We start from the raw sequence: 12,576 nt of genomic DNA on the forward strand, positions 1-12,576 counted from the left end.
TCAGCATTTCCTTACGTCGTTTTAACAAGCCGTCACGGGCGGCCTCTGGGTTCAATGTCCATGTGATCCTGTGTCGACCCCTTTTCCGCTAACCCCAAATCTTTGTCGGTATGAGCCTGGGCTGAGGCTCGTAAAACGCTGGAAAACCCGGCGAAACGCCGTTACGTCGGCGTAGCCGACCTCCCACGCAATCCTCTCTATGGGAGTGCTCGTTGTTTCCAGTGCGTCGCGCGCTTTCATCATTCTGACCTGCTGTAAATATTCCGTAGGCCGCAGACCGGTTGCTTTGGTGAATCGTCGCAGGAAGGTGCGCTCGGCCAACGCGGCGCGCAGCGCCATGGCAGGCACCTCGTGTGTTCCGGCGACATCCGCATGAATATGGTGCTGGACTGCAAGAACCGCAGGATCGCCATGATCGAATTTCGGAATGAAGCTGCGGTAGAGATGCTGATCGCGCCGCGGGGGATCGATCAGCAGGAAACGAGCGGTCGCCAGCATGACGCCCGAACCCATCAACCTTTCCACCAGCGTCAATCCCAGATCTGTCCAGGCGAGAATGCCACCCGCCGTCATGATATCACCGTCGTCTATTACCAATCGTTCTGCAGCAAGCTCGATTTTAGGATAGCGCGCAGCCAACTCCTCACTGAAAGCCCAGTGCGTGGTGACCTTTCGTCCGTCGATCAGGCCTGTCTCAGCGAGAACAAAGGCGCCCGCGCAGACGGAGCAGACCGTCGCGCCCGACTTGTGTTGTTGTACCATCCAGGCCGCCGCGGCGGGCATCGGCTTCATCTCCGTCGGCATGATAATGCTGGGTGGTGCAATGACGTGCCCGAGGCGATGACGGTGTTCCGGGTGGCTGTCCCACACACAGATGACCGTATTATCGACGACTTGCCAATGCGACACCCGGATTGCCCTCATGGCTTCGGCTTTTTGCGGCGCCCACTGGTTGGCGATGCGGAACAGGTCAGTCAGTCCATAGACCGCAGACAGCTGGCAGTCTGGATAGATCAGAAGCCCGATTTCGGAAACAAGCTCGGCATTATCAGCCATTTGTCACTTCCGGCATGTTTAAAGTCATTTTCGCCACCTCACAAGGATATGGGAACCGAGTATATCTGTCCTCATCGCAGTTGATAACGCTAACAACCCTTGCAGAGGAAAAACAATGGCGACATTTTTACAGAGCTTTGGTCCGACAACCACCCGACGCAAGGTCCTCGTCGGCGTCGGCGGCGCTTTTTCTCTTGCTGCCCTGAATGTTTCGGCGACCGCAAAAACTCCCGCTATTTCCAAATCAGAAGGAACCATCGATATGACAGGTACTATCACCACCAAGGACGCGGTCGACATCTTTTACAAGGACTGGGGTCCGAAGGACGCTCAGCCGATCGTGTTCCATCACGGCTGGCCGCTGTCATCCGACGATTGGGATGCGCAGATGCTGTTCTTCCTCTCCAAGGGTTACCGCGTCGTGGCCCATGACCGCCGTGGGCACGGCCGCTCGGCCCAGGTCTCGGAAGGCCACGATATGGATCACTACGCCGCCGACGCCTTTGCCGTCGTTGAAGCGCTCGATCTCAAGAACGCGGTCCACATCGGCCACTCCACCGGTGGCGGCGAAGTCGCCCGCTATGTTGCCAGGCACGGTGAGCCTGCTGGCCGCGTTGCCAAGGCCGTTCTCGTATCGGCGGTCCCGCCGATCATGGTGAAGACGGATGCCAACCCCGAAGGCCTGCCCATGGAGGTTTTCGATGGCTTCCGCTCCGCACTTGCTGCCAACCGCGCGCAGTTCTTCCGTGACGTTCCGGCTGGCCCCTTCTACGGCTTCAACCGCGAAGGCGCGACAGTGCATGAAGGTGTCATCCAGAATTGGTGGCGTCAGGGCATGATGGGCGGAGCCAAGGCACATTATGATGGCATCAAGGCCTTTTCGGAAACAGACCAGACCGAAGATCTGAAAGCCATCAGCGTTCCGACACTGGTTCTGCATGGCGAAGACGACCAGATCGTGCCCATCGCAGATTCAGCGCACAAGTCTGTCAAGCTGCTGAAGAACGGAAAGCTGAAGACCTATCCAGGCTTCTCCCATGGCATGCTGACGGTTAATGCCGAGGTGCTGAACGCCGATCTCCTGGACTTCATTCAGGCTTGAACCAACTAGGCTTTCATTAACGGGCCGCAGCGGCTTTGCGCTGCGGTCAATGGTGATTGCATAGCCTGAAACACACCGGGTTTGGCCATCTATCAAACGCGAAACCAGGCCGTAAATGCTTCTCGACTCTTCCAGTGCAAGACGGACGCCTGATCCCTCAAAGGCCGCTGCGCCATGCTTGATAATTCGCGAGGCCCGCCTTTTCGCCGCCGCGGCCCGCTAGCAACTTAAACACAGTTGCTAAAGGGATTGTGCGGCGTTGATGGAGGAAACGAAGCGGCGCGTACGCTCCTGTTGCGGAGAGCGGAAAATGGAATCGGACGAGCCGGTTTCAACCACTTTGCCGGCCTCGAGAAACACGACGTTGTTGGCAATGCGCGAGGCAAGGCGCAAATCATGCGTCGCCATGACCATCGTCGTTCCCTCTCGTGCGAGTTGGCCGAGCACCTCGACAACCTCCTCTGACAGTTCAGGGTCCAGCGCAGATGTCGGCTCGTCGCACAACAGCACGTGGGGAGAGGGGCCGAGCGCTCTTGCGATTGCAACGCGCTGTTGCTGCCCGCCCGAAAGATTGGCGGGCCAGGCATCGGCCTTGTGCTCCATACCCACTTTGGTCAGCAGCTCCATGGCGCGATCTCTTGCCTTTTCGCGTGACCACTTCTGAACAATCAGCAGGCCCTCCATGACGTTTTCGATGGATGTACGGTGCGGGAAAAGCTGGAAATTCTGAAATACCATGCCCGTCTGACGGCGGATTTTCTGGATGGATTGCCATGCAACCTTGCGACCTGATGTGAAGGTGACCTCATCGGTGCCGATCCGCACTGTGCCCTCCGTGGGGAGTTCCAGCAGATTGATGCAGCGAAGCAATGTGCTTTTGCCACCTCCGGAAGGGCCAACCAGTGCCGTGACGCTACCTTCGGGAAAGCTCAGCGAAATGTCTTTGAGGATAACGGCTTCGCCGAAGCGTTTTTCAATGTTGGAAAGTTCGATCATCGGTTGGTCTCCATCACGCCGCCGTAACGGGCGAAACGAACTTCCAGACGCGCCTGCAAGCTTGATAGCACGGAACTGAGGGCCAGATAGATGATGGCCGCCTCGATATAAAGGATCAGCGGTTCATAGGTCGTGGCGACGATGCGTTGTGCGGACTGGAAAAGTTCCGGTACGGTAATGGCTGCGGCGAGCGAAGTGTCCTTCACCAGAGAAATGAAGGTGTTGGACAGTGGGGGAACAGCCACTCGGCTCGCTTGCGGCAGAATGGTGCGCTGCATGGCTTGACGCCAGTTCATGCCGGTCGAAAATGCAGCCTCCCATTGGCCTTTCGGAACCGACGAAATGGCAGCGCGAATGATTTCTGAGGTGTAGGCGCCTACATTCAGTGTGAAGCCGATCAACGCTGCGGGGAATGCGTCCAGCAGGATACCGATACTAGGGAGGCCGTAGAAGATGACGAACAGTTGCACCAGCAGCGGCGTACCGCGAATGACCCAGACGTAAAAACGCGCGAGCAACCGCAGCGGCGCAGGGCCGAACAGCCGGGCGACGGCGGTGGCGAGCCCTAGCGTTAGTCCAAGCGCGAACGAAAGCAGAGTCAGTGGGATGGTGAACTTCACGCCTGCCCACAGGAGCGTGGGCAGGGAATCCATCATCAGTTGAAGCCAATGCGGCACGGCAAACCCCTCAAAAAATGCGAAGTCCGGCGCTGGACGCCGGACCTTATGATCTTATCTCAACAATGACTTATTTTCTCGCAGGAAAATAGACGGGATGTCAGCCTACTTGGAGACGTCCTGACCAAAATACTTGTCGGAAATCGTCTTGTAGGTGCCATCAGCCTTGATGTCGGCCAGTGCCTTGTTGATGGAAGCAACCAGATCGTCGTCGCCCTTGCGCACGATAATGCCGGAATAATCAGCGTCCGGCTGTTCAGCGACGATTTTCACGGGTGCATTCGCCTGTTTCTTCTTGAAATCAAGATAGGAGAGGCTATCGTTGACGGTCGCGTCGGCGCGGCCTGTCAGCACCAGTTGGATAGACTGGTCGAAGCCATCTGTTCCAACCAGCTCTGCGCCCGCTTCTGTTGCCAGCTTGCCGAAGTTGCTCGTCAGCGATTGAGCCGATTTCTTGCCCTTCAGGTCTGCAAAGCCCTTGATGTCGGTGTTCTTCTCGCTGACGATCAGGACCGCCTTCGATGCGATGTAGGGATCGGAGAAAGCGTATTTCTGTTTGCGCGCTTCGGTGATGCCAACCTGATTGATCACGGCGTCGTAACGCTTGGAATCCAGACCGGCGATCAGGCCGTCCCACTTGCCCTCAACAAACTCGGCCTTGACGCCGAGCTTCTTGGCAACGGCTTCACCGATTTCTACATCAAAACCGACGAGCTTGTTTGCCGAATCATGGAAGGTAAAAGGCGCATACGTTCCTTCGGTTCCGATCTTGATGACGCCTTCGGACTTGATCTGGTCAAGATTTTCGCCAGCGAATGTCGGAGCGAACATGGCAGCGTTCAGTGCGGAGGCGATTGTGATTGTCTTGAACCAGCGCATAATCTTCCTTTCAGAATTTTCTAATGATGTCTCTTCACATAAATCGTGCGGATTTAAACGGGACAAAGACGCAAAAAGATGCAGTTGAAGAGAATATTTTTCTCTTTTCCTGACGCGTTACGGGAATTTCCGGTTGAAGGTTGGATGCTTACTCTCTGAAGGCGAGCTATGTGCCGCATTATGGCAGAATCATTTGAAAATTCAGCGCTATGGCAATTCTGAGCCATCGGTCTGTCAAGGTCATTTCGAGTTAATTTCTACGGTCGGAAACAGCGCCTGTTAATCCTTTGTTAACCACATTCGCGGTACCTGATTGTCAATGATTTCTTTACCAAGATGACCAAAGTGCTAACAGACACCTCACGTTCAATCCGCATCAAGGGCCGCTCGTTTCTCGCGGTCGTGCTCTCTCCTGAACAGCCTCTGGACCAATGGCTTGAGCGTTTGGATGATCTGGCAGCACGTTCTGCCGGTTTCTTTTTGTCGCGTCCTGTTGTTCTGGACGTCGCGGATTTGAAGCTGGACAAGGCAGGCTTGAAAGGCCTTCTCGCCGAGCTTTTTTCCCGTAATGTCGCGATCATGGGAATTGAGGGCGCCCGTCCGTCCATGATCGAGCCCGGCATGCCGCCTGCTTTGAAGGGCGGAAAGGCAGCGTCGGACGTCGAGGTCGAGCCGGTATCGCTCGCCACAGCCGAAGTCGCGGAAGACGTTTCAAAGCCGCCGGTGACGGAAATCCGTAGCGTGGTTCAGTCGCTGATGATCAGCGAGCCGGTTCGTTCCGGTCAATCGATCATCTTTCCCGAGGGCGATGTGACGATCGTCGGGTCCGTGGCCTCCGGTGCAGAAGTCATCGCTGGTGGATCGATCCACATTTACGGTGCGCTGCGCGGACGCGCCATGGCAGGCTCGCTTGGCAACGCTTCGGCGCGGATCTTCTGCAAGAAGCTTGAGGCCGAGTTGCTGGCCATCGATGGCGTCTACAAGGTGGCTGAAGATATCGACCCGAAGTTTCGCGGTCAGGCCGTCCAGCTGTGGCTGGAAAACGATACGATCAAAGCGGACAAACTCAATTAAGCCGTAAGCGGCAAAACGAACAGGAGAGCAGGATGGGGAAAGTCGTCGTCGTTACGTCCGGCAAGGGAGGCGTTGGAAAAACCACGTCCACAGCCGCGCTTGGTGCTGCGCTGGCACAGAATAACGAGAAGGTCGTCGTTGTCGATTTTGACGTCGGTCTTCGCAATCTGGATCTGGTGATGGGCGCGGAACGCCGGGTCGTCTACGATCTTGTCAACGTTATCCAGGGTGATGCGAAACTGCCGCAGGCGCTGATCCGCGACAAGCGTCTCGATACACTGTTTCTCCTCCCGGCATCGCAAACACGCGACAAGGATAATCTGACGCCTGAGGGTGTTGAATGGGTCATCGGTGAGCTGAAGAAGCATTTCGACTGGGTCATCTGCGATAGCCCGGCTGGGATCGAGCGCGGTGCGACCTTGGCGATGCGTCATGCGGATGTGGCCGTTGTCGTCACCAACCCGGAAGTGTCCTCGGTTCGCGACTCCGATCGCATTATCGGCCTGCTTGATTCCAAGACGCTGAAGGCCGAGCGTGGCGAGCGCATGGAAAAGCACCTGCTGCTGACCCGTTATGATTCGGTTCGGGCCGAACGGGGCGATATGCTGAAGGTCGAAGACGTACTGGAAATTCTGTCCATTCCGTTGATCGGCATCATTCCTGAAAGCATGGACGTTTTGCGTGCATCCAACGTCGGTGCGCCTGTTACCTTGGCGGATGCAAAGTCTCCGCCTGCCATGGCTTATTTCGATGCGGCACGTCGCCTGCGCGGCGAAGACGTTCCCATGATGATTCCTGGCGAAAAGCGTGGCATCTTCGCCAAGTTCTTCGGGAGGGCCGCATGAGCATCTTCAACCTTTTCCGCAAACAGAAATCGGCGCCTCTTGCCCGTGAGCGGTTGCAGGTTCTGCTGGCGCATGAACGCAACGGTGTCGGCAATGAGCTTGTCGCCTTGCTGCGTGAGGAAATTCTGGCTGTCATCGCCAAACACGTGCAGATCGACAGCGATAAGGTTCATGTCAAGATGGACAGTGACGAGCACATGTCGTTACTGGAAATCGATGTGGAAATCCCCTTGTCGGCACAGTTGCGCGCTGCCTGAGACCTGATCCACACAATAAAAAGCCGCCTGAATCATCGTTCAGGCGGCTTTTGTGCTTTAGACTGCGCGTCGGCGGCTCGGTAATTGCGGTAGAAAGACCGTGAGCAAGCCGAGGAGGGGCATGTAGGAGCAGACGCGATAGACGAATTCTATGCCTTCGCGGTCTGCAAAGACCCCGAGAACCGCCGCTCCGATGCCGCCAAAGCCGAAAGCGAAGCCAAAGAACATACCCGCAATCAGCCCCACGCGCCCTGGCACGAGCTCCTGCGCAAAAACCACGATGGCTGAAAATGCCGACGAAAAGACAAAGCCGATCAGCACGACAAGAATGGCTGTCCACATCAGATTGGCATAGGGCAGAAGCAGCGCAAACGGGATGACACCAAGGATCGAGAACCAGATGACGACCCGCGAGCCGAACCGGTCGCCAATCGGGCCACCGAAAAACACGCCCGCAGCGGATGCGCCAAGGAACAGGAACAGCAGCAGTTGCGCGTCCTGAACCAAAAGGCCGAACTTCTCGATGGTGTAGAATGTGAAGTAGCTTGAAAGGCTGGCAAGATAGGCGTTCTTGGTTGCCGTCAGAATGATAAGGACGACCAGCGTCATGATGACCTTGTTTTTGGCCATGGGCAAGGCGCGGCTGGCTGGCGGCCGGCCGGCATTGCTTCGACGGTGACGGCTGTACCAGACACTGACCCAGGACAGAACGGCAAAGCCGATCAGTGCAATTACCGAAAACCAGCTGAGGCTCTGTTGTCCCATCGGCAGCACGATGAAGGCGGCCAAAAGCGGCCCGATGGCCGTGCCGGTGTTGCCACCAACCTGAAAGAAAGACTGTGCCAGGCCGTGACGGCCACCGGACGCAACGCGCGCCACGCGTGACGCCTCGGGGTGAAAAATGGCAGAACCGATGCCGATCATGCAGGCGCCGATGACCAGAACCGCAAAACTATGTGCGTAAGCGAGCGTAAACAGCCCAGCGCAGGTCGACAGCATGGCGACCGGCAGCGAAAACGGCATCGGCCATTTATCCGTCGCTATGCCCACCGCAGGCTGTAGCAGCGAAGCCGTGACCTGAAAGGCGAATGTCAGCAAACCAATCTGAACGAAATCAAGCGCATAATTCGCCTTGAGAAGCGGATAGAGCGATGTCAGCAGCGACTGCATGATATCGTTGAGCATATGGCAGAAGCTGGCTGCGGCGATGATGGAAAATGTCGTTCTTTCGGCACTGAAGCTCGTGCTGGTCACACTCGCCATGGGTCTCTCTCCAGATACTCGGCATGATTTTGCGTTCTTGTAACCCCATTGTTTTCGGCCTGCTTTTGTGGTGTGGTCTAGTTTTTACGCGAGTGGGCCAAATGTCGGATGGTCAGTCCCATAGATCAGGCTTTCTGCGCAGCGACGAGCATGACGCCATGCTCCGTTTCATCGACGGCAATAATGAATCCGTGCTGGCGCTTCGCCGCCTCTATCCCGAAGGCTTCAAGAGCCCGGTGCATCTGCACGGAAAAACCCAGCTGTGGTTTGCCCATAGTGGGGTCGTGGTGGTCAGTACGGGTGATGGGCGCTGGATGATTCCACCCGGCCATGGGCTGATCATTCCCGCTGGATTGCAGCACTCCAGCGAAATGATCAGCGAAGTGGAAATGCATTCCGTCTACGTGCACCGCGATGTCATCATCACCGACAGGCCACGCGTCGTCGAAGTCACCGCTCTCGCTGGAAACCTGATCGAGGAACTCGTTCAGGATGACGTGAAACGATCAGCGACGCGCAGGCGCGAACTGGTCATGGAACTGCTGATGGATGAAATCAGTCAGCTTCCCGAAAAGCCGCTGGGGCTCCCCTTTCCGTCTCACCCACATATTGCTGCGCTTTGCAGGCATTTTCTCAGCGCCCCAGCCGCCAACACCAGCATCGACGATTGGGCGCTGGCGCTGGGCATGAGTCGACGAACATTTACCCGCCTGTTTCGCGCGGAAACGGGTGTAAGTTTCGTCACATGGCGCCAGCAAGCTTGTATTTTCGCGTCTTTACCGCGTCTGGCTAGCGGGGAGAGCGTAACAAATGTCGCGCTGGATGCGGGATATGAGAATGTTTCGGCCTTCACCACCATGTTTCGCCGCATGTTGGGCAGATCACCAAGCGCTTACCTCAAATCATCGGGCATACGAATAATCAGGCATCCATGATTGGAGAATCTGCTGTCGCTAAGACACCTTCTCGCGCAGCCAATCCACCAGTTTTGCCGTGGCACCTTTTCTGCCGGATGAGCCCATCAACCAATATCCCCGGTCCGGGGCTTCAAGTTCAGGGCCGACACTGACAAGTGCGCCAGTTTTCAGCAGATCATCCACCAGACCCGCCCAGCCAAGCGCCAATCCCTGTTGGCCGATAGCGGACTGGACCACCAGGGAATAGGTGTTGAAGCTTATGTCGCCTCTGCCATGTTCGATATTTCTATGGATGCCAGCAGCGGCGAGATAACTGGGCCAATCGTGCCACGTCGATGCCCAGGAACTTTCGAGGTGGATAAGCTTCAGTTTTGCCAAATTTTCTGGCGTTACCATGTCAGATGCGACGTCTAAAAAGCCGGGTGCGCAAACGGGCCTTACTTTCTCCGGCAGCAGCAACGTCGCGTTTCGTCCCGCCTCTTCGCGGGTTCCGAAAATGACTACAACATCATTTTCACCCGTATCCTGACGGAGCGGGTTCTGTGTCGCGGCGATCTGAATGTTGATGTCGGGATATCGGGCGCGGAATTCCTGCATTCTGGGAATGAGCCATAGCGACGAAAACGCATAGTCCGTGTGCAGCCGAACGGTCGCTCTTTCATCGGTCTTGAACGTCCCGGCCAACTGGTCGATCTCTGCAACGTGACGGCTGACAAGGTCGTAGAGCGCCTTGCCTTCCTGCGTCAGTTCGACACCGCGATGCTGGCGCTTCAAAACGCGGATACCCAGTTCATCTTCAAGACGCCTGATCTGATAACTCACCGCAGGCTGCGTCAGACCCAACCCCTGTGCCGCTGCGGTCAGACTGCCGCGCCTGCCGATTTCCTGCAATATCCGCATCCATCCCAGATTGATCGGTCGATCAGCCATAAAAAATCCTTTTGCCAGATATCAAAAAATATCCGCTTCACGGCAGAGATCAATCTGTTGTTCACTAAAATACTTGATGAATCGGAGAACAGCGATGAACGGGAATTTTCGTACGGGGCGCATCACCGCAGGCATTCTTTTGGTCATTGCTGCTTTTGCAGGCAACGCACAGGCAGCGGATGACGCTGCCTGCAAGGTGGTCCGGCTGAGCGATCCCGGTTGGACCGACATCACCGCGACCAATGGCGTGGCAACAGTTTTGCTGGGCGCGCTTGGATACGAGCCGGACGTTAAGACGCTATCCGTTCCAATTGGCTATCAGGCCATGAAAAACGCAGAGATCGACGTTTTTCTCGGTAACTGGATGCCCGCCCAGAAGTCGTTCATAGACGATCTGACGTCCGCGAAGGCTGTCGAAATTATCGGGCAGAACCTGGAGGGCGCGAAGTTCACGCTCGCCGTTCCATCCTACATGGCGGAAAAAGGCATCAAGAGTTTCGCTGACCTGTCCAAACATGCAGATGAGTTCGACAAGAAAATTTATGGAATCGAACCTGGTGCTCCAGCCAACCAGAATATTCAGAAAATCATCGCCGACGAGAAATTCGGTTTGAAGGACTGGGAGTTGGTCGAATCCGGTGAACAGGCAATGTTGTCTCAGGTGGAGCGCGCGGCCAAATCCAAAAAGGGTGTCGTGTTCTTGGCTTGGGCACCTCATCCGATGAACGAGAAATTCTCGATCGAATATCTGTCCGGTGGCGATGATTATTTCGGACCGGATTTTGGCGGCGCGCAGGTCTACACGCTGGCCAGAACCGGTTGGACGGCACAGTGCCCGAACGCTGCCAGCCTGTTTAAAAACCTTAAATTTGATGTGGGCATGGAAAACAAGCTCATGGGCGAAATTCTCGGCGGTCAGACGTCCACCGATGCGGCAACAGCGTGGCTCAAAGCCAATCCGAAAATCATCGACACATGGCTTTCCGGTGTGATGACGCTGGATGGCAAGCCGGGTGATGCTGCGGTCAAGGCCGCGGTCGGTCTGTGATATCGGGATAAACATGCATGACGCGTCAGAATTTTCTCATCCTCATGGTCGATCAGTTGAACGGAACGTTCTTCCCTGATGGACCAGCGGATTTTCTCCACGCGCCGCATTTGAAGGCTCTGGCGGAGCGCTCCGTTCGTTTCTCCAACAGCTATACGGCCAGTCCGCTTTGTGCGCCTGCACGTGCGTCATTCATGTCCGGCCAACTTCCAAGTCGTACACGGGTTTACGATAATGCAGCGGAGTTTGCGTCTGATATTCCCACCTACGCGCACCATCTGCGGTCAGCGGGCTATTACACCGGTCTTTCAGGAAAGATGCATTTCGTCGGACCGGACCAGCTGCATGGTTTCGAAGAACGACTGACGACGGATATCTACCCCGCGGATTTCGGCTGGACACCTGATTATACCAAGCCCGGCGAGCGGATAGACTGGTGGTATCATAATCTTGGCTCCGTCAGTGGGGCGGGCGTTGCCGAAATCACCAATCAGATGGAATATGACGATGAGGTCGCCTACCACGCCACGCGGAAACTCTACGACCTTTCACGCGGGCTGGATGATCGTCCCTGGTGCCTGACCGTCAGCTTCACCCATCCGCACGATCCGTATGTCGCAAGGCGTCAATATTGGGATTTATACGATGATTGTCCGGCACTTGATCCGCAGACCGGGCCACTGCCGTTCGCAAAGCAAGATCCGCATTCGCAGCGCCTGCTGGAAGCCTGTGATCACCGCGCCTTTGAGATAACACCTGAACAGGTCCGGCGCGCGAGACAGGGGTACTTTGCCAATATCTCCTATGTCGATGACAAGGTCGGCGAGATCATGGATGTTCTGAAACGCACGCGAATGGACGATAACACGACGATCGTTTTTCTCTCCGACCATGGTGACATGCTGGGCGAACGCGGTCTGTGGTTCAAAATGTGCTTCTTCGAAGGTTCAGTGCGTGTGCCCTTGATGATCTCAACGCCCGGTTGGAGCGCAAAGCATGTCGATACGCCGGTCTCGACGCTGGATGTGACGCCGACCCTGTGTTCTCTCGCTGGTTTGGATATCACTGCGCTGAAACGGTGGACCGATGGCGAGGATTTGTCCGGGCTCGCGCAGCAATCGACCAAACGGAGCCCCGTCCCGATGGAATATGCAGCCGAGGGATCAATCGCGCCATTGGTGGCCATACGCGACGGGCGCTACAAGCTGACGATCTGCGAAAACGATCCTCCGATGCTATTCGACCTGGAAACTGATCGAAACGAGCGCTACAATCTTGCAGGTGATCCGCGCCATCAGGCGACTTTGGCGTCGCTTATGGGGCAAGTGAAAAGTCGCTGGAAATTGGCCTCTTTCGATGCCTCCATTCGCGAAAGTCAGGCACGCCGACAGGTGGTCTACAAGGCGCTGCGAAATGGTGCCTACTACCCATGGGACTATCAACCGCTCCAGAAAGCATCTGAGCGCTACATGCGAAACCACATGGATTTGAATGTTCTTGAAGAAAACCAGAGATTTCCTCGGGGTGAGTGA

13 protein-coding genes are annotated in these 12,576 nt (G+C 56.1%); 7 read left to right on the forward strand and 6 right to left on the reverse strand.

Features of this window, described 5'->3' with window-relative positions:
* Window positions 1–51 precede the first annotated feature (51 nt).
* A complete protein-coding gene (locus EKM04_RS20940; protein WP_183893249.1) occupies window positions 52–1,056 on the reverse strand; it encodes a GlxA family transcriptional regulator in 1,005 nt (334 codons plus the stop codon).
* Window positions 1,057–1,318: 262 nt separating this feature from the next.
* Here EKM04_RS20940 and EKM04_RS20945 point away from each other — a divergent pair, with 262 nt between their 5' ends.
* Window positions 1,319–2,158 carry an alpha/beta fold hydrolase gene (locus EKM04_RS20945; RefSeq protein ID WP_183893759.1) on the forward strand — a complete coding sequence of 280 codons (840 nt, stop codon included), beginning with the start codon at window positions 1,319–1,321 and terminating at the stop codon, window positions 2,156–2,158.
* Window positions 2,159–2,398: 240 nt separating this feature from the next.
* On the opposite strand, the gene EKM04_RS20950 is transcribed toward EKM04_RS20945, so the two are convergent.
* From EKM04_RS20950 to EKM04_RS20960, 3 genes are all read right to left on the reverse strand, one after another.
* Window positions 2,399–3,154, reverse strand: a complete 756-nt coding sequence (locus EKM04_RS20950) for an amino acid ABC transporter ATP-binding protein (RefSeq protein ID WP_183893251.1) — start codon at window positions 3,152–3,154, stop codon at window positions 2,399–2,401.
* A complete protein-coding gene (locus EKM04_RS20955; RefSeq protein ID WP_183893253.1) occupies window positions 3,151–3,831 on the reverse strand; it encodes an amino acid ABC transporter permease in 681 nt (226 codons plus the stop codon). The genes EKM04_RS20950 and EKM04_RS20955 overlap by 4 nt, the downstream gene beginning before the upstream one ends.
* Window positions 3,832–3,936: 105 nt before the next feature.
* Window positions 3,937–4,710, reverse strand: coding sequence for an amino acid ABC transporter substrate-binding protein (locus EKM04_RS20960; protein WP_183893255.1), 774 nt, complete (start codon window positions 4,708–4,710; stop codon window positions 3,937–3,939).
* A 336-nt stretch (window positions 4,711–5,046) separates the two neighbouring features.
* Here EKM04_RS20960 and minC point away from each other — a divergent pair, with 336 nt between their 5' ends.
* The 3 genes from minC to minE are packed head-to-tail and all read left to right on the forward strand — an operon-like array spanning window position 5,047 to window position 6,886.
* Window positions 5,047–5,784, forward strand: coding sequence for a septum site-determining protein MinC (minC, locus tag EKM04_RS20965; RefSeq protein WP_174155183.1), 738 nt, complete (start codon window positions 5,047–5,049; stop codon window positions 5,782–5,784).
* 32 nt (window positions 5,785–5,816) lie between these two features.
* A complete protein-coding gene (minD, locus tag EKM04_RS20970) occupies window positions 5,817–6,629 on the forward strand; it encodes a septum site-determining protein MinD (RefSeq protein ID WP_174155181.1) in 813 nt (270 codons plus the stop codon).
* Window positions 6,626–6,886 carry a cell division topological specificity factor MinE gene (gene minE / locus EKM04_RS20975; protein ID WP_174155179.1) on the forward strand — a complete coding sequence of 87 codons (261 nt, stop codon included), beginning with the start codon at window positions 6,626–6,628 and terminating at the stop codon, window positions 6,884–6,886. Before minD ends, minE begins: the two co-directional genes overlap by 4 nt.
* Window positions 6,887–6,943: 57 nt before the next feature.
* On the opposite strand, the gene EKM04_RS20980 is transcribed toward minE, so the two are convergent.
* Window positions 6,944–8,149, reverse strand: a complete 1,206-nt coding sequence (locus EKM04_RS20980; protein WP_183893257.1) for an MFS transporter — start codon at window positions 8,147–8,149, stop codon at window positions 6,944–6,946.
* A gap of 101 nt (window positions 8,150–8,250) precedes the next feature.
* Between EKM04_RS20980 and EKM04_RS20985 the strand changes: the two genes are divergently transcribed.
* Window positions 8,251–9,084 (forward strand): AraC family transcriptional regulator, encoded by an 834-nt coding sequence (locus EKM04_RS20985; protein ID WP_183893259.1) that lies wholly within the window; start codon window positions 8,251–8,253, stop codon window positions 9,082–9,084.
* A gap of 18 nt (window positions 9,085–9,102) precedes the next feature.
* On the opposite strand, the gene EKM04_RS20990 is transcribed toward EKM04_RS20985, so the two are convergent.
* Window positions 9,103–9,996 carry a choline sulfate utilization transcriptional regulator gene (locus EKM04_RS20990; protein ID WP_183893261.1) on the reverse strand — a complete coding sequence of 298 codons (894 nt, stop codon included), beginning with the start codon at window positions 9,994–9,996 and terminating at the stop codon, window positions 9,103–9,105.
* 94 nt (window positions 9,997–10,090) lie between these two features.
* Between EKM04_RS20990 and choX the strand changes: the two genes are divergently transcribed.
* Both choX and betC read left to right on the forward strand, forming a co-directional pair.
* Complete coding sequence (gene choX / locus EKM04_RS20995; protein WP_183893263.1) at window positions 10,091–11,044, forward strand: choline ABC transporter substrate-binding protein; 954 nt, start codon at window positions 10,091–10,093, stop codon at window positions 11,042–11,044.
* A gap of 17 nt (window positions 11,045–11,061) precedes the next feature.
* A complete protein-coding gene (betC, locus tag EKM04_RS21000; RefSeq protein WP_183893265.1) occupies window positions 11,062–12,576 on the forward strand; it encodes a choline-sulfatase in 1,515 nt (504 codons plus the stop codon).

Source organism: Rhizobium skierniewicense Ch11, from assembly GCF_023757665.1.
In the GTDB taxonomy this organism is placed as follows: domain Bacteria; phylum Pseudomonadota; class Alphaproteobacteria; order Rhizobiales; family Rhizobiaceae; genus Agrobacterium; species Agrobacterium skierniewicense.